This is a genomic window from Acinetobacter sp. WCHAc060033 (genome assembly GCF_004209125.1).
Taxonomy (GTDB): Bacteria; Pseudomonadota; Gammaproteobacteria; order Pseudomonadales; family Moraxellaceae; genus Acinetobacter; species Acinetobacter wuhouensis.
The window spans coordinates 101,496-125,027 of record NZ_SGSW01000008.1 but is presented as its reverse complement, the minus strand read 5'-3'; the positions used below and the strand labels follow the sequence as shown (position 1 = coordinate 125,027).

The following is a 23,532-nucleotide window of genomic DNA, read 5'->3' as shown; positions in this document are numbered from 1 at the left end:
CAGTTTGTTTACAGCTCAAGAAGGTGCAAGACTTTTTGCAGGGAAAGGTAAAGTAGAGATTCAAGCGCAGGGTGATGGTGCAGATTTGATTGCACGTAAAGGCATCCAAATTATTTCAACTGAGGATGTGATTGAATTTAAGAGCCCAAAGGAAATTACTTTAACTGCAGGTGGTTCGCAACTGAAAATTAATGGCTCAGGTGTATTTTTGACAACGGGTGCTAAGTTTGAAGTGAAAGCGGGACAGCATAAGTTTATTGGGGGGGCGAATGTCTCGGCTAAAATGGTTGGATTACCATTAATGAAAGATACTAAAGCATTTAGTAATAAACTTGATGTATATGAAATTTTTCAAAACTTAGATTTTAAAGATATTAAATACAGTATCGTAAATAAGAAAACCAATTCTTATCTGGAGGGTACTCTTGATGAACATGGAAGAACGCAGAGGTTTAATGGATTAGAGGAAACAGAGCATGAAGTTTATTTTGAAGTTGGAACGAAAGCAGGAATAAATTTAGATGATATCGAATGATCCAATTTATTATCACGTAAAATTTTTATTTAGAAATCCATGGAATAAGCCAATTCCTCAATTTTACTATATGGTTAAAAGCCAAGGTAAAGTAATACTTAAAAGTAGAACATTTCCAAATGGTATTACAGAACCTATAGCTGTGAGACAGGATCAAGAAACTGAAATTTATGCAATTGAATCTTGGAAGGAAGGGAGCCCAGAAGTTTATATTGATACATTAAAGTCTTTTGATGAAATACAAAAAATTATTGGGAAAACCCCTAAAGTTATTCCAGTTGATGTCCCATACCTTAGATTTGATAACATCAAAACGGTTCCAAATAAAGCACCAAGTACGGGATATAAAAGAAAAACTTATAAAGTAATTAGTGGTGATACATTAGAAAAAATTTCAAAACAATTTGGAATGAAGTTGTCAGATATATTGAAAATCAATCCTCAGATTAAAGATAAGAATGTAATTAAAGTTGGTCAAATTATAAAAATACCAACTCAAGGAAAATAAAATGGCAGAACAGACTTATAATGAAAATGGGAATGGTGTAACAATAATAAAGGGTGAGTCACTTTTTGAAAAAGAGAAATTCCTTATTATTTGTGGTGGGCGTGGACAGCGCGGACATAATAGTGGTGCAAATTTCTTAAATACTGCACGCTATCATATTGATGATATTAAAAAAAATAAGTATCCGGGGGTGCCAAATTTTGATTCTGAAACTTGCGAAATAGTAACACCAGAAGATATTTATAACAAAATTGGCTATTTCAAACATGTAGATCCTCAACGACCAGATACTTGGGAGCAAGATGATCGTGAGGAATATTACATTGATAGTAAGAAAAGAAAGATTAGTCAATATTATTATAGTGATGATGTTCCAGAAAAAGACCGAGATTTAAATTGGTATGTTTTAAATCCTAAAAATTTAAATGAATTCATAATGCCTCTTATTAAAAGTGAACCAATGATAAGAAAAGATCCAAAATTTATGAAAGCAGTAGATAAAGGTGAAATACATAGGGTTTCTGATTTTAAAAAAATTTTTAATATTTATAAAAATATAAAATATATAGCATTTTTTGGACATGGTTGGGCGGGTGAATATAGTGGGGTTCTTTATATAGGGGATAGAGCTGCTGAAGATACAAACTTATTTTTAGAAGATTTATTGGGGGTAGACGTATCTAATGTTTTACCAGATGCACAAATCAGAATATTCAGTTGTAGAAGCGGATTTAAAGTAGGTGATTATTTTTGTGCTGCGGAAATGTTTGCTCAGATCTTTCCTGGTAGAAAAGCATATGGTTGGGGAGCTTCTGGCGGGTCGATTTTTACCCATGATGAAAATTTTGGTTATACTGGAATAAATAAAACGGGGAAAAATCCTAATGATGCGATTATAGATAGCAATAAAAAGAAGACATGGTTAGTTGCAAATGGATTGCCAGAGGGGTGGGTTGAATATGTTTCTTAAAATTAATCAGCTATATTTCTTTATTTTAATAGGCTTTATTGTAGACACAACTTATGCAGATTCAATTGATTGTAAAAATGAAGTGATAAATTTAAGTTCAGATGAGGTAGCTGAAATTTATAATGTTAATAAATATAGAGAAAGGGGGGGGAGCAAAGACTTGTTGTTTCAAATTTTCGTATAGAAAATAAAGCTAAATTCATTGACTTTAAAGAGGAGTTAAATAATTATGTGAAGAGTGAAAAAGGTGCGATTGATAATAATTCTTCTCAATTTATTAAATTACAAAAAAAAATTAATAATGAAAATTTTTTAGAAGTTTTAAATATTTTTGGTGAAGATAAATATGATAAAAAAACAAATTTTTATTTTGAAAAAACTATAATCAGAATGAGGTATAAGGATCTTGTTAATGAAATTATTATGAATAGGTATGGTGAGGTCTTGTGGGGAAAATTATACCCTTTTCCATCATGGAATGTTCCTAAATCAGAAGAAAAAAGTAAATTGGTGGCATATCCTAATAAAAATAAATTTACATTACCCTCTTTTGATCCTATGAGTAAATTTCCGAGGCCTATATTTAAAAATGATAAAGAGTGGCAGAAATATAATGGTGAACATGAATATCAGTTCTTACTAAATGGTTACTATGATCGAAATACTTATTATACTTGGCGAGATGAATGGAGTAGGAGAAATAGTCGTATTAATGGTGAGTGGGGGCGAGATTATTTGTGGTTAGAAAAGGTAATAAATAACTATAAAGGCTCTAACAAAGCTTTAGTTGATAAATTAAATATAGCAAAAAATAATTTAGTTGGTATGTGTGAGTGATTTTAAATTTTACTTTAATAATTTACAAATAATATTGGAATGACTATGTCAAACATCCAACAAATCTTCACACAACCCCAAGAAAAATATGAGCTTATTGCTGATATTATAGGTCAAATTCCTGCATCAGATATTTACTTTCTAGGTACTAAGTAAAGAATGAAAAAAGTCAGTTTTTTAGTTTTATCGTTGTTCATATTGGGTTGTAGTGAACCTCAAAGTAACGCTCTATCAGAAAAAAGAGAGAAATAAAAGTGGAAGATATAAATTGGTTAGAAAATCAAAATTGGAGTCCAAAACAGACTGAAACCGCAGCTAGTTTTTATCAAGTAACACAATATGATCAGAACAATGATAAAGAGATAGAAATTATTGAAAAAAAAGCTGCGCAAAAAGATTTAAATGCAATTTATGCGACTAATGCAGGTAGGGAGTTGGCTGAAATTAATGAGTTACTAACCTACGATGAAAAATTTAAAATATATAAAAAATATTATGAGTTAGCACAGGCTGGTCAAATTAATGCAAAAGTTAAACTTCTTCATTTATATAATGATGAAGAAATGGCGACAGGTGGAACTTCGTTTGATTTATTAAAAAAAATCACTCAATTAGATGATAAGAAAATACAAGATTTAATAAGTAATTACTTCGATCAGACTATCAGCGCTGGACGAAGGGGCGAAATCAAAGAATATATTGCATTTATAATTAATAATAAGCAACCAGAAACAGACGAGAATTCTTTTGACTTTAATATGTATTTTCAGGATCTAGGACAAGTAAAAGTATTGAAAAATAAAGGTGAAATGAAGAAATTTTCAAATACAGTTCAACGTGTATTTGATTTAAATAGCGATGGAAATTTAGCATATTATTTGATGCAAATTTATGCACTTGATTCTAGTAGAGAGAACTTGGAAAAAGCATGTATTTATTCTGAAAAGTTGAAAAATACTGAATATGCAAATGAAAAATTATTTCAAGAAGTCCATCATTTGTTGGAAAAAAATAAAATTGCGTGTGAAAAGAATGGTCTTCAACTTGAATTTGATAAACCAAAATTAAATCAATGGTATGTCGGTTGGGAAAGTTGAAAAAATTATAAACAATATTAGGAATGACTATGCCAAATCTCCAACAACTCTTCACCCAAACCCAAGAAAACTATGAGCTTATTCCTGAGTTCATAGATCAACTACTTGTATCCGATATTTATTGCTTAGGGACTCAAGATAGCGATAACAAATTGCAATTTCGAGTACTTGAAACTCCAGAAGGTGATCAAGCGATTCCATTCTTTTTAGAGTTAGAAATGATTCAGCAAGATATTGGAACAGATGCTGAGTATCTTGTTTTAAATGCCAGAAAACTCTTTGAAATTACCAAGGGGGCAACTTTGGTTTTAAACCCAACATCGAATTTGGTCAAAGAATTTCAAGCTGAAGAAATTACCCAAATTCTAGAAATACACAAGAATGAAGCAGAGTGAATTGAGGGGGTGAAGAGGGTATAAATTAGAAAGACTAAGCTTTTAATTTTTCTAAAACTTCATCAATTTTTTTAAGACGTTTTACTTCACCCCATAAGGCATTGGCTTCAGGATAATGTTTTGACATCATTCCAAGCCATTGCTTATAACGTCCGACCATATTCATTTCTTTTTTATAAGTGCCATTTAAGAAACGAATTTGCAGACCGAGCAATTCATTCCAAGTGATAAGAGGCTGATCTGTATTCTGGCGGATACATTGGGTTAAATCAGGCGTTGTGACAGCACCACGACCAATCATGAGATCTTCACAACCAGATTCAAGCTGACATTGCTTGGCATCTGTATTGGTCCAAATTTCACCATTGGCAATCACATTGATTTTTAAAGTTTCACGAATCGGATGCAATAAATCCCAAAAAGCGGGTGGGGTATAACCATCTGCTTTAGTACGTGCATGGACGGTAACCCAAGACGCGCCAGCATCTTCGATGGCATGCGCATTTTCCATCGTGAAATTACGATCAAGATAACCTAAACGCATTTTCGCTGAAACAGGGATATGAGCAGGGACAGCATCACGTACAGCTTTAACTAATTCATAAACCACTTCAGGTTCATCTAAAAGCACAGAACCGCCACGATGACGATTGACCGTTTTGGCAGGACAACCAAAATTCATATCTATCGCAGGTGCGCCGAGTTCAGCAGCACGTACGGCATTGGCAGCGAGCATTTCAGGATTATTCCCTAAAAATTGCACATGTACAGGCGTTCCCGCAGCTGTTTTGCCATCATTTTTCAGTTCGGGACAATACGTATGGTAGATATGATCAGGCAATACAGAATCCGTCACCCGAATAAACTCAGTTACACACCAGTCAAAACTTCCCACAGACGTAAGAACATCACGCATAATTGGGTCAGTTAAGCCTTCCATTGGTGCAAGGATGAGTTTCAAAGTCACTACCATTGAATCGTAAAAAAGTGCGTTATACGCACTTTTCAAGAAACTGTCTAGTTGATTGTGATGATTCAGAACAATACATCTATGATTTATTTTTCCTTAAATGCTCATGCAAGGTAAATACGTTTACTGTGTCTCGTCATTTTCTGAAATACATGAAAATTTACAATAGCTGTCATTGCTATGTGTTGAAACAATTCCCTCATAGTTTGGATCCAAATCTTGAATCGGTAAAACGTCTTCGCATTGACGACATTTTTCAGCAGTGAGGGGATCAAAATTATCTTTATCATCCTGTTGAGTGTTGACTGGAATATTCATCACAAAATCCTTTTGTATAAAATATAAACACTTAATTTAAATAAGACATTAAATGTATTATGTTGAATAAGCAAGAGGAAATAATGAATATATTTAGATGGTTAGCTTTTAATGATAACTAATTTGATTTTGTAGAAAATTTTATCCATAAGTTATCATCATCAAAATGTTCGATATAGAGTTGTATTTGTTGGTGTGGATACATTTGATTTTCACCTAAAATTGCTTTGCAGTCATTATAATTTACTAAACCATAAAAAATTTCACCAAATTGGACAATAACTCCTAGTGGTGGAAAAAAAGAAATACTTGTTTTTATTGATTGATTAATCTGATACTTATTTTTTAAATTTTCCCAATGGATTAAGTACTTTTTGTTAGAAATATTCCACTTATCTTTAAACTGTTCCTGAGAGATAGGGCTGAGTTCATCAATAAAATCTAAAAAGCTACCTTCTGGTAGAAATAAGTGAGCGGGAGTCAGTGGAGAGTTCGTACTGAATATTCCATTTGCTGTTTGAAAAGTTGCCCGTAAACAATATAACTCCTCATCCAATTCACAGAATGTTGTTATATCTTCTTCTTTATCATAATAATAGTAATATGTTTTCACAATTCATTTCCAAATATTAGAAACGGTTTATCGATGTAAAATCATTTCCAGCACAAACTTAGAGCCAATAAAGCCGATCGCCAATAAAAAGAAGCCGATAATGGTAAAGCGAATCGCTTTTTGTCCACGCCAGCCAAATTTATAATGTCCAATTAATAGTGAACCATAGACAAACCATGACACGATACTGAATGCCGTTTTATGGGCTAAATGTTGTGCGAAAAAGTTATCTATGGTGAAGAAACCAAAGCTTAGAGCAACAGTTAAAAGCACAAAACCTGTAATTAACATATCAAATAATAGGGATTCCATTGCTTGATAAGCTGGTAGGAAATTTACCCAAATACGTTTTTTTTGTTTCTTTTTGAGTTCTCGGTTCTGGAACCAAATCAGTACGGCTTGAATGGTCGCCATCAGCAACACAGCATACGCAGATAAGGACAGAATAATGTGAATGTCTAAGCCCAAAGAATGTTGTTCAATAAATTGTTTCGATTTGCTAAAGCAAAAACCAAGGATTAAACCAAAGGCAGCAACAGGAATGCCGATTAAATTCAATGAAATAACAGGTCGATAAGTGCTGTATAACATGCTTAGCAATAACATTAACCCAGAGGTAAATGACATCAAATTAAAGACGTCATAATTAATCCCCAGTGGTGTAAGCATATCGTTATACAGTACACTTGCATGTAAGATCAGTCCTAAGCCAGACATGATGCCGATAAACCACGGGTTTGCAGGACGTTTTGACATTAAATGCATAAACAGATACCAAAATGATGAGGTATAGGCAATTAATGCTAAAATCGTATAAACCAAGGGTAGGCTAATCATGTCAAACCTTTTTCAGGATGATGAATAATCATGTTATAAGATATAAATTCCATGTGAACTACAGTATCCTATAGCATCTTGAGCACAAATTTTCTATTTTAAGAAAGATTTTTTTGCTACTAGCTATTTTAAGCGGATTTTGCAATGTTTGATACCTTAACAGAACGACTCACGCAGAGCCTCAGAAATGTTACTGGCTCTGGGCAGCTCACCGAAGATAATATAAAAGATACCCTACGTGAAGTGCGTATGGCACTTCTTGAAGCCGATGTTGCTTTGCCTGTAACACGTGAATTTATCGCGAAAGTTAAGGAAGAAGCATTGGGTCAGGAAGTAATGACTCAGCTTTCACCGGGTCAGGCTTTTGTGAAGATCGTCTATGACGAACTCACAAAAATGATGGGTGAGGCGAATGAAACACTAGATTTAGCAGCTAAACCACCTGTTGTTATTCTTTTAGCAGGTTTGCAAGGTGCGGGTAAAACCACAACTGCTGCCAAGCTTGGTCGTTTCTTAAAAGAACGTCAAAAGAAAAAAGTTGCAATGGTTTCTGCCGACGTTTATCGTCCAGCAGCAATTAAACAGTTACAAACTGTTGCTGGTGAGGTTGGTGTTGATTTCATCGAGTCAGATGCATCAGAAGATCCAATCAAAATTGCGCAACGTGCGATTGGTCAAGCCAAGATTAACTTTAATGATGTCTTGATCGTCGATACCGCAGGTCGTTTGCATGTCGATGACGACATGATGGACGAAATCAAAGCATTACATGCAGCGATTGGTCCAACAGAGACCTTGTTTGTTGTCGATGCAATGACAGGTCAGGATGCGGCAAATACAGCAAAAGCATTTAATGATGCATTGCCACTGACTGGTGTAATCCTCACCAAAACGGATGGTGATGCACGCGGTGGTGCTGCACTTTCTGTACGTGCGATTACGGGTAAGCCAATTAAATTCTTAGGTATGGGTGAAAAACTCGATGCCTTAGAGCCATTCCATCCTGAGCGTGTTGCACAACGTATCTTGGGTATGGGTGACGTACTTTCTCTTGTCGAAGAAGTTGAACGTAAGATCGACAAAGAAAAAGCCGAAAAAATGGCGAAAAAACTGCAAAAAGGCGGAAGCTTCAACTTTGAAGATATGCTGATGCAGTTTGAACAAATGAATAAGATGGGCGGCATGATGGGCTTCTTAGACAAGTTGCCTGGTATGAGTAATTCTGGGATTCAAGATGCGATTGCGCAAGCGAACCCTGAAAAGCAAGTGAAAAAGATGGAAGCAATCATCCAGTCGATGACCATCAAAGAACGCCGTAACCCAGATTTGATGAACCCTAGCCGTAAAAAGCGTATTGCTGCGGGTTGTGGTATGGATGTGGTTGAAGTCAATAAATTGATCAAGCAACATGCGCAAATGGCGAAAATGATGAAGAAATTTGCCAATCCGTCAGGTATGGCAAAAATGATGCGTTCATTGAGCGGTATGCAAAAACAATTCGGCGGTGGTGGTGGTATGGGACCATTGTTTGGAAATAATGATAAGAAGTAAATAATTGATTTAGTTCTGATAAAGGAAGACGCCAAAAGGCGTCTTTTTTATTCAACAAACACATATAATGTGATGAAATTCATGTATTATTTATAAATTAAAGCTTAAATCACATTTAATAATAATTGATAAATAAGAAAAGCTCATGAAAACAGTCTATATTATCCATGGTTATAACGCATCTTCCAATGATCATTGGTTTCCTTGGCTGAAACAACAAGTTGAAGCGATCGGGCATCAATGTGAGATTATTCATTTTGATGACTCACAACACCCAGAATATGGATTATGGAAGCATAATCTGGCTGAACAAATTCAGTCTTTAAATGAAAATGTCGTAATCATTGCTCATAGTTTAGGGTGTTTAGCGAGTTTAGGTTTCTTATCAGAAGCGCTACAGGGTTCTAAACTTTTTGCATTATTTTTGATTGCTGGGTTTAACCGTAGATTACCTACTTTACCTGAATTAAATCAGTTTATAGATCAAGTTTCTATTAATGATGCCAGTTTGAGGTTGAGCTTTGAGCATCGGTTTTTATTTTTTTCAAATAACGATCCTTTTGTACCTGCACCTTTTAGTATTCAGTTAGGACATTTGATGAATTCACAAATGGTCGAGGTAAAAAATGCTGGGCATTTCATGGCTTCTGATGGTTTTAGTGAGTTTCCACAGCTTTGGGACAAACTATCTGTTTTATTGAAATCAGCACCTTAGCTTATATTCATGTTTTATGATTGTACTAAAATTTTAAGTAACCATCATTTTGTAAATATCAGTGAAATCAAAAAACTTATGAGCAAAATTATTATCCTCTATGGCAACACGTATATTGCGATAGAGGATTTGGCGAATAGTTTGATTTTTCTGTGTCTTCGTTTTCCAGTATTTTAGTTTTTAGTGGTATCTAACTGTTCATAAATGTTATCAATGACTTTTTGTCGCTCATCTTCATCTTCAATGATATTGCCTTGTTGGTCCCAAGCTTTGCCTGAAAGTATTGAAAAATCATAAGGATCAACGATTAGGTCAACCGCTTGTTTGCCAGTTGAATACCACAGCTTATGCGTTTTATGCTCCTCATCAAGTTTATTTTCTAAGGAAGCGAGTTGACCATTGCTGTAGTAGGTTTTAGTCTCACCCACTTCGACATCATCTGCATATTCAGTCACCATATTGAGTTGACCATTTTTATAATATAGCTCAGATTTGCCCTGTAACATGTAGTCTTTATAGTGTTCTTTGAACTCTATTTGACCATTGTCATAGTAACCAATCACATCACCATCTGTATATTTACCATCAAAACTATTTAAACCTTTTGGATCTTTAACCCAAAATGGACTGGTTTGAGGTTGACCATTACTTTGGTAGAAGTCTTGTAGTAAGAAGCGACCTTCTTGATCTCGACCCAATAATTTACGGAAATAACCATTTTCAACAGGTGTGAGAGAGTAGCCTTTATCCATAGTTGAACCACAAGCGCATTCTTCTTCGCCTGCATCGGGTGCAAAATAGGCAATAATTGCTTCGGAAGTTACGACCTTGCCTGAAGCAGGTTGTAATGGTGTGCTTTGTAAACTCGTACAGCCCACCATGGTTAAGCTAAGTAAGCATGAGCTCAGAAATAAAGGAAGTTTTTTCATTAGCATTTCTCTTTATGCGCTGTTATGGCATTTATCATTTTTTATCATGAATAAAAAATAGGGCTTTTGAGCCCTGTGTAAATTGTATTTATTTTCAACTATTTTGTCGATTGATATAAAACTGCAAACCTTTGAGTAATAAGTCGGTTTCAATCTGCGGCTGATATTTTTCAAGAAATTTTGCAAATAAATTGGCATCGCCACCTGTGAGAATCAGTTTACGAGGCTGTTGCTCCATCACTTTTTCAATGGTGCTCAATAATCCTAGAAAGATACCATGATGCACTGCATCAATGGTATTTCTCCCCGGACAAAGCTCTTCAAAAGCAACATCAGGGATTTTAATGCCTTTGGTGTTTTGAATTAGTGAATCACGTTGTAAATAAAGATTTGGCAAAATATAGCCACCAAGATGCTGAAAACCTTGGGTCAAATCTATGGTCAATGCTGTACCACAACTAATCACACACAGGTCTTCATTGGCATTGGCAACTGCAAGAACTTGAAGCCAACGGTCGATTCCCAATTGTTCAATATGGTCATAACCACATTTTAAACCTGCATATTCGGCATGAACTTTGGCAAAGTTCACTGGAATATCAAGGAGCTTTAGGATTTGGATAATACGTTCATTGTTCTTTTTGTCTTGAACCGATGAAATACCGACTTTATCTAAATTTAGACTACGGAAATGTTGGATTAAGCCGAGCAAGAGATCAGCAGGGGATTGTAAGTGCAATTCCGCAGCTTGCTCTGTAATTTGGTCATTTTCAGTGATCCAATATTTTAAACGGGTATTTCCGATATCTAACCAAAGTGCTTTCATTTGCGTACCTAAATGTCTTTATTGTTTTTTATCTGTAGATGATTCGATTAAACGTAAACGTCCTTGATAAACATTCACTGAACCATTTGCTGTCAGTAAGTTGACCGAACCATCATCATGAATCCCTTTGAAAATGCCTTCAACTGAATCATTGATTTGTTCAAAATACACCGCTTGATCGATAAATGCCGCGTAGTGGTTAAAACGTGCAGCGAGGTTGTAGCAACCATGATTAAACCATTGTCCAGCTTGTTGAATGGCAAGATAAAGTTCACTGATCATTTGAATGCGATTCGGATATTGCACACCCAATTGCACAACTGACGTGGCTTGTTGGCTGACGTCTTGCTCAGGAATGGGCAATAAATTTATGCCTACACCGACAATCGCTTGATTGGGGGAAATCGGTTCAACTAAGATGCCTCCCCATTTTCCTTGTGTGCTGTAAAGGTCATTGGGCCATTTGATTTGCAGATTTGTTAAATGCTTCAGGGATGGCATTTGTAAGATATTTAACGCAATTTCTAGTGCTAAACGTCCATCTATGGGTGTTCGAGTTTCAAGCAATGTGCTTAAATAAATATTCCCGATCGGGGAAACCCATTCCCTTTGGTGCTGACCTCGTCCCAGCGTCTGTGTTTCACTACAGACCAGCACCGTGTTTACACCGCTTTGAGCAATATCACGGACATCATCATTGGTTGATGTTGTGGTCTGTTTTAATAACAGAATTTCAGGAAGTTGGTTGGCTTCTGTAAGCAGTTGTCTAAGATGACGAGTCTCTAAATCCATGTTGAATCTGAGAAATGTAAAGGAACATTTATGGAGTTAATCATATATCTAGGTATTGGTGCAATCGCTGGATTTGCCGCAGGACTATTTGGTGTCGGCGGTGGATTAATTATTGTACCGATTCTCTATGTGGTTTTTACTCAAATGGGCTATGACCCAAGTGTGATTATGCATATGGCTCTGGGCACTTCACTGGCAACGATTATTGTTACTTCGATCAGTTCTGTATCCGCGCATCATAAAAAAGGCGCAGTACTTTGGAATGTGTTTAAGAATCTCGCACCAGGCTTAGTGATTGGTTCATTTATTGGAGCTGGTGTTGCTGATATTTTGTCAGGACAGCATTTACAACTCATTATCGGAGCATTTGCGCTGTGGGTGGCTTTTAAAATGTTTAAAGGTGCAAATGTTCAAGTGGATGAATCCAAACATCTACCATCTGCACCGATGCAAATGATGGCGGGTGGTGGAATTGGAGTTGCTTCTGCGATTTTTGGAATCGGTGGTGGTAGTTTGACTGTGCCGTATTTAAATAAAAATGGTGTGGTGATGCAAAAAGCCGTTGCCACTTCTGCTGCATGTGGTTTACCCATTGCCATCGCAGGTGCACTCGGTTTTATGTTCTTTGGTTCGCAAGAATCCACTGAAATTAAAAATGCGATTGGTTATGTGCATATTTATGCATTTATTGGTATCAGTGTCATGAGTTTTATTACAGCAAAATTTGGGGCAAAAGTTGCCCATAAATTATCTCCAGCGATGTTAAAAAAGTGCTTTGCAGGTTTGCTGACAGTGGTGGGTTGTTATTTTATCTTTAAAGGTGTGATGCCGTTTTTCTGAGATGATGATTAGAAATAGGTGAATGTTATTTGTGTGAAATAATATTCACTGTGTAATATGCGGACATGACTAGAAATAAAATTACAATGATGTACAAATATTATTGGAAGAAAATAAATGAATCGAAGGGTTTTATATCGAAATATCAAAGTAATTTTATTGCTGAATTTAAGTTTCGGACTGTATTCATGCATTGACTATGATGAATTGGAACAGCAGGATTTGCAGAAATTTAATCAAAGATATGCACCTGAATACAAAATTATAGACCGAATTTTATATGTTGATGTAGATTGGAAGATGGTTCCAAATATATATTCAGAACCATTGAAGCTAAAAATTCCCATGAGTTACTTAGATGGAGGGATTGACGAGAAAGGACGTGTAGGAAATATATTGGATAGTTACTATGGACCATTTGACTATGATCGACCCAAAGACCCCAACGAAAAGCGACAAATATTGTCCATAGACTTTGCTATAACTGCCAGTGGTCAGCCTGTTCCAGTAAATAGTAGAGGGGATGCTTTGACTCAAGAAGACAACTATGTATTTTCAATATCAACATATACAACTATTGGGCGACCACAAGCTTCCAGATTGACAAATCAGCGTGGTGAGAAAGCTGAAAACATTTTTCGAGCAAAAGATATCAATGGTCTACAAAATTATAAAGATTTGAGTTGTTATGATATTGAAGAGTTAAAAGCTCACGCAGGATCGAAGCGTATAGGCTATGAGGGTGCTCGATTTGGTTTGGAGCAGTTAGCTAATAAAGCAGCAGATGATCTGACACCTAAAAACTGCCTATCAAATGAGCTTCTTCAATTTTGGATATCGCCACCTGATGTTCCTGATGATGAAAGTGTTGGGATCTACTGTGGTTCGACTGCCAATTGTGTCATTAGTTTCAGATATAAAACACATGGGATATCAATTATTACACGTAAAAATAGATTTCATGTGATTCCAAAATGGCAAGAATATAGACAACAAGTGATTAAAACTATTCAACAATTTGAAATGCCTTAGTTACAAATTTAGGTGTATATAGTAATGAATATATTAAATATCAGTAAATTGCTCATTATTTCCCGACAAACAATACTTCTTCAAAAAATAAAATTGACCTAAAATGCTTTAAAATTGTCTGACAATGTCATGGATTTGATCGAGCTAAATCGAGTAAAACTTAAAATATGACAATTAAGTATGTCTATGCTTTTGTGAAAAATAAAAAATCAAAAAGGAGATATGCATTTGGAAGAAGTGGATAGCCTCTCGGAACAAATTGCCAAACATATTAGCGAACAAATTATTAGTGGCGAGTTGGTGGAAGGGGAACGCATACAAGAACTACGTATCGCCAAAGAACTGGATGTCAGTCGAGGCTCGGTGCGCGAAGCGCTATTGCTTTTAGAAAGAACCCACCTGATAGAAATCTATCCACGCCGTGGCGCGATTGTTTCCGAAATGTCAGCACAACAAGTTCGTGCGCTATTCGATACCAGTGCATTACTCCTTGGGCAAGTTGTTTCACGTATGAGTGAAACGTGGCGCAATCATGAAGCCGAAGCCATTCAAAATATGATGAATCATCTGGTTGAACAGGTGAAACAAGGCAATACCGAAAAATTCTACGATGGCATCTTCCAATTTCTTGCGGAACAGCAAGATATGGTAGGAAATCCATACTTGATGAAATTTTATAAAGAATTATTGCCTTCTTTACGCAGAAGTTATTTTTTAACGCTAAATACTTCAAGACGTGAGCTTCAAGAAGCTTTAGAATTGCTGAAGTTAGTGATTGATGCAATTTTAATCCGAAAATCACAACAAGCTACTTTATTTATGGAAGATTTTTGTCGACACTTGCGTAACTTAGTGTTGGAATCTCTGACACGGATGAAACAAATCGAACTCGCTTGGGCGCGGAGATCGCGTCGCTAAGTAGCGTTAGCAAGTAACTAGGACATTATGCGTTTAAGCAGCTTAAAACTTTCAGGCTTCAAATCGTTTGCCGATAGTACAACATTACAATTCAAAGATAACCGTACAGCGGTGGTTGGTCCAAATGGCTGTGGTAAATCCAATGTGATTGATGCCATTCGTTGGGTTATGGGGGAGTCCAGTGCGCGTCAACTTCGTGGTGGCAGCATGCAAGATGTTATTTTTACAGGAACGGCAAAACGTAAACCTGTGGGAATGGCAAGTGTAGAACTTCGTTTTGAGAATACTTACGGTAAACTGGGTGGCGCATACAATGCCTATAGCGAATTAGCAGTTCGCCGTCAGGTCAATCGTGATGGTAAATCTGAATATTTTCTCAATGGCACCAAATGCCGTCGCCGTGATATTACTGATATTTTTCTCGGGACAGGTTTAGGACCACGTTCATACGCGATTATTGAACAAGGCATGATTAACCGTTTGGTGGATGCCAAACCTGAAGAAATGCGCGTCTTCATCGAAGAAGCGGCAGGGGTTTCCCGTTACCAAGCTCGTCGTCGTGAAACGCTACAACATTTAGAACACACCACGCAGAATTTAGATCGTTTAGAAGATATTGCGTCAGAACTAAAATCACAGCTTAAAACCCTTAAACGTCAGTCTGAATCTGCGGTTTTATACAAAACTTTAGAAACAGAAATTCGGACTCTAAAAATCGAAATTCTATCGTTCCAATGTGAACGTAGTTCTCGTTTGCAAGAAGAATATACGGTTGAAATGAATGAGCTAGGTGAGCATTTCAAACTGGTTCGTTCTGACATGAGCACATTGGAACATGATTTAACATCGACCAATGAATTGTTCCAACGTCTGATTCAACAATCCACACCTTTGCAAAATGAATGGCAACAGGCTGAGAAAAAGCTTTCTGAATTGAAAATGACTTTGGAGCAAAAACAAAGTTTGTTCCAACAAAATTCAGAAGCATTGAGTAATTTTGAACAGCAAAAAATTCAGACTAAAGAAAAGATTCAATTGATTGAATTGCAATTGGATACTTTGCATAATCAATTGGAACAGCAGTCTGAGCAATTACATAGTTCTGAATCCGAAACTCAGCAACGTAGCCAAGCGTTTAGTGATGTAAAAGCACAGCAACTCCAAGCGCAACAACAATATGAACACGTCAAAGTTCAGGTTGAAAAGCAACAACAACAAAAAGCACAAATGCAGGCGCAGATTGAACAGCTTGCTAAAAATGTGGCACGCATCGAACAGCAAAAAGATACCTTAAAAACCCAAGCGACACAGATCCAAAATCGGTTCCAAACAGAAGATCTAAGTCAACTGGAGCAAGATAAGTCATCTGCACAACAACAGATTGTGCAATTGGAACAAAAACTGACGGATGCCAAAGCACAGTTAGAGCAATTCCAAGAGCAAAGTAATCAACAGAAATCCCAAATTTCGAGTTTAAAATCAGAAGTACAAGTGTTGCTATCTGAACAGAAAAACTTGAATCAACTCATGACGAAAAGTGCAGTGAAAACGGATTCCAATGCTGTGCAATTGATGCAAGTATTGAAGTTGAATGCACAAGGCAAAGAATACGCGACACTAATTGAAAAGTTTTTAGCCAAATGGCTCTCTGCACAAATCATCGATTCAGGGGCGACATTTACCGAAAGTATTGCACGTCAGCTCAAAGCTTCAAATTCACAAGATAAAATTCAATTGAATGGATTGCCTTGTTTGGCGGATTGGATTGAATCTCCGCAATATTCATTGTGGAATCAAGTGGCAATTGTCGAAAATCTTGCTGATGCATTGGCAATTCAAAACCAATTAAAAGCAGGGCAAAGTTTACTCAGCTTAGATGGTTATCACATCGGGCAAGATTGGGTCATCGGTCTATATTTCGATGAATCTAGCCAAGCGGCGCAAGGTGCATTGAGTCATCGTATTCGCTTAGAAGAAATTGAAGCACAGCTTGAAATTTTACAGCCTCAATTACTTGAAGCTGAAAGCATTTTACCGCAATTAAATAAGCAAATTGCTGATATTCAAAAGCAGATTCAAGCAGATCAAGATACACTGAAAAATCAGCAAAAAAATCTGCAACAGTTTGATGTGCAAATTGCCAAACAGCAAAGTGCTTCACAAGCTTTTGAGTTGCAAAAAGTTCAGTTAAACAGCCAATTACAACAATTGGATGAGCAACTTGAAGAAGATGCGATGCAGAAAGATGATCTAGAAATCGACATGCATTCGGTCATTCTCAAACTTGAGCAGAATTTACCTGAATACAAGACTTTGCAATACAAGCTTGATGAGTTAAATGAACAGGTTGAAGCGCAACAACAGCAATTGCAGTTGAAGCAACAAGATTTTGAAACCACGCGTCGTTTGGCTGAACAGAATAAGCAACAGATTGAATTATTAGAAAAAGATTTAACTTTCTCGAAAGCGCAATATCAGCAAATCATTGCGCAAATGGAACAGGCAAAGAAATTTGTCGATCCAATTCAATTGGAATTGCCAAGTTTAGAATCGCAATTCACAGAGCAATCGCAACAAACTGAGAAGCTGCAAAAGACATGGTCTGAATGGCAAGTTGAATTGAACAATGTTCAATCGAAACAGCAACAACTGACAGAAATGCGTCATTTACATCAACAAAATGATGAGCAATTACGAACCAAGTTAGAAGAAAAACGCTTGTCATGGCAATCAGCCAAATCGGATTTACAGCATTATTCTGATCAACTCAAAGAAATGAATGCTGAGATCAAACAAGGTGTGGTGATTGATTTACCTGCGCATCAAGAAAAGTTTGAAAAAGCACAGCGTCAGTTTGAAAAATTGGGTGCAGTGAATTTAGCGGCTTCGGAAGAATATGAAGAGGTTTCTAAGCGTTTTGATGATTTAAGTCATCAAATGCAAGATCTGGAAAATACTGTTGGGCAACTGAAAGATGCCATGAAGACCATTGACCAAGAAACCAAAAAATTATTTATGGGCACTTTTGATCGCGTCAATTCAGAATTAAAAGTGTTGTTCCCGAAAGTATTTGATGGTGGTGAAGCAAGTTTAAGCTTGGAAGATGATTGGCAATCAGGTATCAAATTAATGGCTCGTCCACCTGGTAAGAAAAATAGCTCATTGGCTTTATTGTCTGGGGGGGAAAAAGCATTGACAGCATTGGCATTGGTCTTTGCAATTTTCCGCTTAAATCCTGCGCCATTTTGCGTTTTGGACGAAGTTGATGCGCCATTAGACGATGCAAACGTCGGTCGGTTTTGTAATTTGGTAAAAGAGCTTTCTGATCAGGTTCAATTCATTTACATTACACATAATAAAGTTGCAATGACGATGGCAACCGATTTGCTAGGGGTGACGATGCCTGAGCCAGGCACATCAAAACTCGTCACTGTGAATTTGGAAGAGGCAAGAGAATACGGTTTAGCCGCGGAGTCGTAGTATGGAAGTCACCACAATTATTGGAATTGTTATTGCAGTAATCATTATCCTAATTGGATTGCGAATGGTGCTACGAAAGCCCAACGATGCTGCACCATCTTTAGAATCTGAATTGCATGTCAATGAAGACTGTAATCAACCTGTGATTCCGCGTCATGTGCGCGATCAGTTGCAGGCAGATCGTGAATCTAAAGAGCCAGCGCGCGTAGAACCAAATTTAAATGCTTTAGATGCAGTTGAAGTTGTGGAAGAAAAGCAACAAAAGATTGATGATCTTCAGGAAAATGCTGCAACGAATTCATCGGCAACTGCACATGTAGAAACCGTTAAAACACCTGTTGCAGATGAAGTTGTTACAATTGATTCAGTAAAAGCTGACAGTGAAAGTGCTACGGAAGAAGTAGAAACTACTGAATCAGTTAAGAATGTTGAAGTTGATACAGCTAGTCCTCTAGATGCTCAATCTGTTGCGACTGTTGAAACGGCAGAAGCTAAAAAAGAAGAATTTCAGTTGAATCAGAATGTGGAAACGGCTGAAATTAAAGAATTTGATGAAGAAAGCAGTATCTTGGATGTACATTTAACAGCACAGCAAAAGTATGATGATGAAAGTGTATTATCGAATGCAGAAACCATCATTGCTTTGAATGTTTATCCAAATCCACGTAAAGCTTTGTCCGGTGATAAAACTTTAAAAATGTTGTTGAAATATGGTTTACGTTTTGGTGAGTTATCATGTTTCCATCGTTATGAGAGTCCTGAAGAGGAAAGTCATCTCTTGTTTTCTGTGTTGCGTGTAACAGAAAATGGTCCTGATGGTTTTGACTTAGAAAATTTATCAACTGAGCAAGTTCAAGGTTTAGCATTCTTCTTAGCTTTACCACATTCTGATGTGCAAAAAGGCTTTGATACGATGGTAAGTATTGCGGGTCTTATTGCGCGCGAGATTGATGGTACGGTTTATGATGAAAATAATCTTGAGTTTACACCGCAGTTAAAAGAGCACTGGCGCCATAAGGCGATAGATTATCGCTCAGGGCAAGAAGCTTAATATATTTTTAAGTCTTTCTTTTGCAAATATAGATTATTAAAGCGTATTTGATCTATTAATGATTGGATACGCGAAAAAGTCATCCGCAACGTGTTCGAGGCAGGACTAAATTCGATATAGAATGTTTCTGCGATATTTAATTCAAAAGTTGGTGGTTGCCGAGTTTTGCGGATGACAATGGTTTTGCCTACTTTTCCCGAAAGAAAAGTAGGTCGAGCCGAAGGCTAATCCCTAAATTAAAATGATGGATATAAGACTCCGATGAGTAATTATCTATTTTTTATTTTAGTAAAATTTTGAATACACAATAATTGTGGTGATGAATTTAGGCGGAGTTTTCCGCCTTTTTAAATGGTGAAATATTGTATGGAAAATAATCCTGTCGTGATGCAAATGCGTCAACTCATTCAACTGATTGCAAAGCATAACCACGCTTATTATGTGATGGATGAGCCGAGCATTGAGGACAGTGAATATGATCAGCTATTTCACCAACTCAAAGCATTAGAGCAACAACATCCCGAATTAATCCAAGCGGATTCACCCACCAACAAAGTCGGCGGTAAGGCATTATCTAAGTTTGAAACCATTACCCACACAGTGCCGATGCTGTCTTTGGGCAATGTCTTTAATCAAGAAGAATTGTTTGCTTTTGCACGCCGTATTGAAGAGCGTTTACCAAATCAGAAAATACAATATGATGTCGAATTAAAGTTCGATGGTTTAGCAATTTCTCTTTGGTATGAAAATGGTGTTTTGGTTCGTGGTGTAACCCGTGGTGATGGTGAAACAGGGGAAGTCATTACCCAAAATGTCAAAACCATCCGAAACCTACCAAAAGTGCTTTCATCAGATAAAGTTGAAGTCCCACGTTTGTTAGAAGTACGTGGTGAAGTATTGATGCCTAAGGCTGGCTTTGAAAAGCTGAATGCTGAAAATGAAGCCAAAGGTGAAAAAACCTTTGCCAATCCACGAAATGCTGCAGCAGGAAGTCTACGTCAACTTGATCCAAGTATTGCGGCTTCGCGTCCATTGGCATTCTACGCTTACGGCATTGCGCAATGCGAACCAAATCACGGCATTCACTCCATGTCTGCAAGTTTGGAATGGTTGACCAATTTTGGTTTTGCAGTCGGTGAGCGTCATTTTGTATGTGACAGTATCCAAGAAGTCCAAGAAAAATACGAGCAGATCAATCAGGAGCGTCCAGATTTAGCAGTTGAAATTGATGGTATGGTCATCAAAGTAGATGACTTACAACAACAACAAAAGCTCGGCTTTTTAAGTCGTGAACCACGTTGGGCGACGGCTTATAAATTCCCTGCAGTTGCAGCATTAACTACAGTTGAAAATATCGACTGGCAAGTGGGACGTACTGGGACATTGACTCCTGTCGCACGTTTAAATCCTGTTGCTGTTGGTGGTGTAACTGTTTCCAATGTGACTTTGCATAACATCGGTGAAATTCACCGTTTGGATGTCCGTATTGGCGATACCGTCAGTGTTTATCGTAGCGGTGACGTGATTCCAAAAGTTGAAAAAGTTTGGTTGGAATTCCGTCCTGATGATGTGGTTGAAGTCCATTTACCTGAAAATTGTCCTGTGTGTTCTTCACCCGTAGTCATGCCTGAAGGTGAGGCTTTGGCGCGTTGTTCAGGTGGTTTGTATTGTTCAGCGCAACGGATTGAAGCGATTCGCCACTTTGTGTCACGTAAAGCCTTAGATATTGAAGGTTTGGGTGATCGTTGGGTTGAGTCATTACTGCATCTTGATTTACTCAAAGATGTTGCTGATATTTATCATTTACATGAGCATCGTGAGCAGCTATTAACGATTGAAAAAATGGGTGAGAAGTCGGTTCAAAACCTGTTTGATGCAATTGAAAATAGTAAGAAAACGACGCTTGCTGCTTTTATTTATGCACTCGGTATTCGTGGTGTTGGTGAAACGACTGCGCGTATGTTGGCAAATACATTCCAAACTTTGGATGCGATTCGCAATGCGGATTTAGAATCATTGAAAAAGACGCCAGATGTGGGTGATATTACGGCTGAATGGATTGTCGATTTCTTTAATGCACCACATAACTTAGAAGTGGTAGATCGTTTATTGGCAGCAGGGATTCATTGGGATGCGCCAATTGCACCAACTCGTCAGCCGTTAAATGGTGAAAGTTGGGTGATTACAGGGACATTGGCAACCATGGGACGTGATGATGCGACACAAATGTTGCAAGCTTTGGGTGCACGTGTGAGTGGCAGTGTGTCGAGTAAAACCAAATGCGTGGTTGCAGGTGAAAAAGCAGGTTCTAAGTTAGAAAAGGCTGAAAAACTGGGTGTTCAAGTGTTGAATGAGCAAGAGTTCTTAGCTTTGATGGCTGAGTATGGTATTCAGCAATAGGATTGTATGATGAGCGTAGTAAAACTAAAAACCTTGTTGGCGAACAAGCCGCAAAAAGAGTTAGTTGCTGAAATTGCAGAATTGTACAAAAAATTAGATGCGGTTAAAGCATATTATGACACGCAGTTGAATACGCTAACCGAAGAAGACTATTTTCAACAGCAAAAAGCGATTATTCAAAATGAGTTTTTCCCGAGGAACGGTTTTGGTGATAGTCGTTTATCTGTTGCGAGAAAAGCAGTGATGGATTTTAAAAAACTGTTTGGGATGAAGGATAATTTGATTGATCTAGCAGTTTTTTATGTTGAAAAGGGTGTGCAATATACATGTAATTATGGCGATATTAGTGAAAGCTTCTATAACAGTATGGAAGGCATGTATTTAAAGGCACTTGAATGGATGAAAGAACTCAATTTGCTAGAAGTTTATAAAGATAGAATGGAATCAATCTGCTATGCAACCTCAGGTATAGGTTGGGGATTCCATGATCAGTTATGTGACACATTCGATGAATTTTATGATGAAGAAATATTGTCAAACGAATAGCGTGTAGAGATGATTGCGAAGAGATTTGATAATTGATGCTCTTCGCAATTTGATAATTAAAGATACTTCTTCACCACACCATCATCTAATAGCTGTTGAAAATGCTCTGTGAGACTGGTTTCAATATTGCGATAGCTCATGCCCAATTCTTGCTTGCTCTTATTGGCATTAAAAAAGATCGGATAACCCATATTCTTTTCAATAAAGTCTTTTGAATATCCAAAGATAGGACCAATGAATTTAAATGCTTTTTTAGGCACTTGATTACGCGGGAACGGGAATTTTTGTCCGAAATGCTGACGTAAAATTTTCCCCATTTCCAATAAACTGAGTGAACCACCTGAAATGATATAACGCCCAGATGCATTGTCATTCAATGCTGCCAAAATATGCGCATCAGCCACATCACGTACATCGACAATGCCATTCCACATTGGCGGAACACCGAGCAGGGTCATCCCATTGGCAAACTGTTCAAGCACTTCCACACTGCCTGATTGCGTATTCGCCGTGAGTGATGGACCAAGAACTAGGGCTGGATTAACACAGACCAAAGACCAACGATCTTGCGCCTCAGCCATTTCCCAAGCTTTACGTTCAGCCATCACTTTAGAATAAGGGTAGGGTTGATGAGTCGTTGAGCTTGTTGTATTCCAGTTGGATTCATCAAATTCATTATTGGCTGTTTGTAGAATATCTATAGCATCGCCATAGGTTGAAGCAATACTTGAGGTTACGACAACACGTTTGACCGATTCAGTTTTGTTGACACTGTTTAAAACATTTTCAGTCCCTAAAATCGCAGGTTCGATAATATCTTTAACCGCATCTTTAAAGTTGGTCACGACAAAAGGCGAGGCCATGTGCAAAACAATTTCACAGTCTTGCATCGCTTCATCAAATGAACCATTTTCAAGTAAATTGGCTTTGAATAGCTTTAATGTACCTGAGGTCTGTTCTGCGATTTTTTCTAAATGTGCAAAACTTGGTTTTTTATTTAAATCACGAACCGTGGCATGTACTGTATAACCTTGTTCGAGGAGTTTTTGAATCACCCAACTGGCAATATAACCTGTTGCACCCGTCACGAGAATTGGCGCTGATGTTTTTCCCTGAGACATCATCTTTTCCTTTCAATGTGGATTTCAATAAAGATTTAAAGTGAGCGATTTTTTCGATCTATATCACTGTTATTTGGCAGAGACCAATGGTTTGAATTTAATTAAATAATTCATATTTTCGCGCACTTTTATTTCTATTCATCTTAGTTTGAATAGATATGAATATCTAGTGAGATATGTGAAGAGGTGTGACTGGCAAGGAAACAGATTAAATTGGTTTAAATGCTAATAATTATCATTTATCGAGTTTT

23 protein-coding genes are annotated in these 23,532 nt (G+C 37.1%); 15 read left to right on the top strand and 8 right to left on the bottom strand.

Translation table 11 applies throughout. The features are described 5' to 3' along the window. The 6 genes from EXE10_RS05335 to EXE10_RS05310 form a co-directional block, all read left to right on the top strand. Nucleotides 1–535, top strand: a 535-nt coding sequence (locus EXE10_RS05335; protein ID WP_130112615.1) for a DUF2345 domain-containing protein, incomplete at its 5' end; no start/stop codon positions are given. Further along, the gene (locus EXE10_RS05330; protein ID WP_130112614.1) at nt 522–1,043 is read left to right on the top strand and encodes a LysM peptidoglycan-binding domain-containing protein; all 522 of its coding nucleotides are present in this window, start codon (nt 522–524) and stop codon (nt 1,041–1,043) included. The genes EXE10_RS05335 and EXE10_RS05330, both read left to right, overlap by 14 nt. A 1-nt stretch (nt 1,044) precedes the next feature. Next, entirely contained in the window at nt 1,045–2,013 is a 969-nt protein-coding gene (locus EXE10_RS05325) for a hypothetical protein (RefSeq protein ID WP_130112613.1), read from the top strand. Between the two features lie 231 nt (nt 2,014–2,244). Beyond that, a complete protein-coding gene (locus tag EXE10_RS05320; RefSeq protein ID WP_130112612.1) occupies nt 2,245–2,850 on the top strand; it encodes a hypothetical protein in 606 nt (201 codons plus the stop codon). A gap of 254 nt (nt 2,851–3,104) precedes the next feature. Next, nucleotides 3,105–3,947: a hypothetical protein gene (locus EXE10_RS05315; RefSeq protein ID WP_130112611.1), complete on the top strand. Its 843-nt coding sequence runs from the start codon at nt 3,105–3,107 to the stop codon at nt 3,945–3,947. Nucleotides 3,948–3,976: 29 nt separating this feature from the next. Then, nucleotides 3,977–4,342 (top strand): SseB family protein, encoded by a 366-nt coding sequence (locus EXE10_RS05310; RefSeq protein ID WP_068974133.1) that lies wholly within the window; start codon nt 3,977–3,979, stop codon nt 4,340–4,342. A gap of 34 nt (nt 4,343–4,376) precedes the next feature. Here EXE10_RS05310 and EXE10_RS05305 read toward each other — a convergent pair whose 3' ends face one another. The 4 genes from EXE10_RS05305 to EXE10_RS05290 all read right to left on the bottom strand — a co-directional run bounded on the left by EXE10_RS05305 (nt 4,377) and on the right by EXE10_RS05290 (nt 7,080). Further along, complete coding sequence (locus EXE10_RS05305) at nt 4,377–5,303, bottom strand: tRNA dihydrouridine synthase (protein ID WP_213073842.1); 927 nt, start codon at nt 5,301–5,303, stop codon at nt 4,377–4,379. Between the two features lie 132 nt (nt 5,304–5,435). After that, entirely contained in the window at nt 5,436–5,630 is a 195-nt protein-coding gene (locus EXE10_RS05300; protein WP_130112610.1) for a hypothetical protein, read from the bottom strand. A 118-nt stretch (nt 5,631–5,748) separates the two neighbouring features. Next, nucleotides 5,749–6,243 (bottom strand): hypothetical protein, encoded by a 495-nt coding sequence (locus EXE10_RS05295; RefSeq protein WP_068974131.1) that lies wholly within the window; start codon nt 6,241–6,243, stop codon nt 5,749–5,751. Nucleotides 6,244–6,270: 27 nt separating this feature from the next. Further along, complete coding sequence (locus tag EXE10_RS05290; protein WP_068974130.1) at nt 6,271–7,080, bottom strand: cytochrome C assembly family protein; 810 nt, start codon at nt 7,078–7,080, stop codon at nt 6,271–6,273. Between the two features lie 144 nt (nt 7,081–7,224). Between EXE10_RS05290 and ffh the strand changes: the two genes are divergently transcribed. Then, complete coding sequence (gene ffh / locus EXE10_RS05285; protein ID WP_068974129.1) at nt 7,225–8,631, top strand: signal recognition particle protein; 1,407 nt, start codon at nt 7,225–7,227, stop codon at nt 8,629–8,631. 145 nt (nt 8,632–8,776) lie between these two features. Then, entirely contained in the window at nt 8,777–9,346 is a 570-nt protein-coding gene (locus tag EXE10_RS05280; protein WP_130112609.1) for an RBBP9/YdeN family alpha/beta hydrolase, read from the top strand. A gap of 173 nt (nt 9,347–9,519) precedes the next feature. On the opposite strand, the gene EXE10_RS05275 is transcribed toward EXE10_RS05280, so the two are convergent. The 3 genes from EXE10_RS05275 to EXE10_RS05265 form a co-directional block, all read right to left on the bottom strand. Next, nucleotides 9,520–10,275 carry a toxin-antitoxin system YwqK family antitoxin gene (locus tag EXE10_RS05275; protein WP_130112608.1) on the bottom strand — a complete coding sequence of 252 codons (756 nt, stop codon included), beginning with the start codon at nt 10,273–10,275 and terminating at the stop codon, nt 9,520–9,522. Nucleotides 10,276–10,369: 94 nt separating this feature from the next. Next, a complete protein-coding gene (locus EXE10_RS05270) occupies nt 10,370–11,101 on the bottom strand; it encodes a type III pantothenate kinase (protein ID WP_130112607.1) in 732 nt (243 codons plus the stop codon). A gap of 18 nt (nt 11,102–11,119) precedes the next feature. Then, nucleotides 11,120–11,893 carry a biotin--[acetyl-CoA-carboxylase] ligase gene (locus tag EXE10_RS05265; RefSeq protein WP_130112606.1) on the bottom strand — a complete coding sequence of 258 codons (774 nt, stop codon included), beginning with the start codon at nt 11,891–11,893 and terminating at the stop codon, nt 11,120–11,122. Between the two features lie 30 nt (nt 11,894–11,923). Between EXE10_RS05265 and EXE10_RS05260 the strand changes: the two genes are divergently transcribed. From EXE10_RS05260 to EXE10_RS05230, 7 genes are all read left to right on the top strand, one after another. Further along, nucleotides 11,924–12,733, top strand: coding sequence for a sulfite exporter TauE/SafE family protein (locus EXE10_RS05260; RefSeq protein ID WP_130112605.1), 810 nt, complete (start codon nt 11,924–11,926; stop codon nt 12,731–12,733). A 117-nt stretch (nt 12,734–12,850) separates the two neighbouring features. After that, on the top strand, nt 12,851–13,765 hold the full coding sequence (locus EXE10_RS05255; protein WP_130112604.1) for a hypothetical protein: 915 nt from the start codon (nt 12,851–12,853) through the stop codon (nt 13,763–13,765). 222 nt (nt 13,766–13,987) lie between these two features. After that, nucleotides 13,988–14,683, top strand: a complete 696-nt coding sequence (locus EXE10_RS05250; RefSeq protein WP_087553731.1) for a GntR family transcriptional regulator — start codon at nt 13,988–13,990, stop codon at nt 14,681–14,683. 27 nt (nt 14,684–14,710) lie between these two features. Continuing rightward, nucleotides 14,711–18,163, top strand: a complete 3,453-nt coding sequence (gene smc, locus EXE10_RS05245; RefSeq protein ID WP_130112603.1) for a chromosome segregation protein SMC — start codon at nt 14,711–14,713, stop codon at nt 18,161–18,163. Nucleotide 18,164: 1 nt separating this feature from the next. Further along, nucleotides 18,165–19,214, top strand: coding sequence for a cell division protein ZipA C-terminal FtsZ-binding domain-containing protein (locus EXE10_RS05240; RefSeq protein ID WP_130112602.1), 1,050 nt, complete (start codon nt 18,165–18,167; stop codon nt 19,212–19,214). Nucleotides 19,215–19,580: 366 nt separating this feature from the next. After that, a complete protein-coding gene (gene ligA, locus EXE10_RS05235; RefSeq protein ID WP_130112601.1) occupies nt 19,581–21,614 on the top strand; it encodes an NAD-dependent DNA ligase LigA in 2,034 nt (677 codons plus the stop codon). Between the two features lie 9 nt (nt 21,615–21,623). Continuing rightward, nucleotides 21,624–22,160, top strand: coding sequence for a DUF6155 family protein (locus tag EXE10_RS05230; RefSeq protein ID WP_130112600.1), 537 nt, complete (start codon nt 21,624–21,626; stop codon nt 22,158–22,160). A gap of 56 nt (nt 22,161–22,216) precedes the next feature. On the opposite strand, the gene EXE10_RS05225 is transcribed toward EXE10_RS05230, so the two are convergent. Continuing rightward, entirely contained in the window at nt 22,217–23,281 is a 1,065-nt protein-coding gene (locus tag EXE10_RS05225; RefSeq protein ID WP_130112599.1) for an SDR family oxidoreductase, read from the bottom strand. Between the last annotated feature and the right edge of the window lie 251 nt (nt 23,282–23,532).